The organism is Chryseobacterium sp. LAM-KRS1 (assembly GCF_013184525.1).
Lineage (GTDB): Bacteria > Bacteroidota > Bacteroidia > Flavobacteriales > Weeksellaceae > Chryseobacterium > Chryseobacterium proteolyticum.
On sequence record NZ_JAAOIZ010000021.1, the window covers coordinates 1 to 686 of the forward strand.

1 protein-coding gene is annotated in these 686 nt (G+C 40.2%); it reads left to right on the forward strand.

Annotation, left to right across the window (positions count from 1 at the left end):
* Positions 1-686 (forward strand): phosphopantetheine-binding protein (locus tag G9C87_RS21025; RefSeq protein ID WP_185157287.1); only part of this gene is annotated, 686 nt, incomplete at both ends.

A 686-nucleotide genomic window follows, 5' to 3' on the forward strand; every position in this document is an offset into this window, starting at 1 on the left:
AAGATCCGTGGTCACAGAATAGAACTGGGAGAGATCGACAGCCAGGTTTTATCCTACAGCGATGCTATAAAGCACGCAGTTACCGATGTTAAGGATCACGAAGGTGACAAGAGTTTAGTGGTGTATTATGTAAGTGATTCCGTCATTGACAAGCAGAAACTGTCTCATTATTTAGAAAACAAATTACCTGCGTATATGCTTCCCGGTTTTTATGTGGAATTAGAGAGTATTCCGCTTACCAGTAACGGGAAAATAGATAGAAAAAGCCTTCCAGCTGTTAGTTCAGAAGATCTGATCAAGAGTGAATATGTGGCACCGGCAACAGGAGAAGAGAAAGTTTTAGTAGAAGTCTGTGAGCAGGTCTTAAAACACAGTCCTATCAGTATCCGCGATAACTATTATAATTTAGGAGGAGACTCCATCAAATCCATCCAGATCGTATCCAGACTTCGCCAGCGTGGTTATAGTCTGAAGGTAGAACATATCTTACAATATCCTGTATTAGAAGAGCTGGCTCGTTATATGACCACTGATGTTGTATTGATAGATCAGTCTGCAGTTACAGGATCCAGCGTTCTTACTCCTATCCAGAGATATTTCTTTGAGAGTGATGATCTTGTTGATAAGAACTATTACAACCAGTCCGTTATTTTAAAGAGTGATGAAAGGCTTTTCGGTTCCGTATT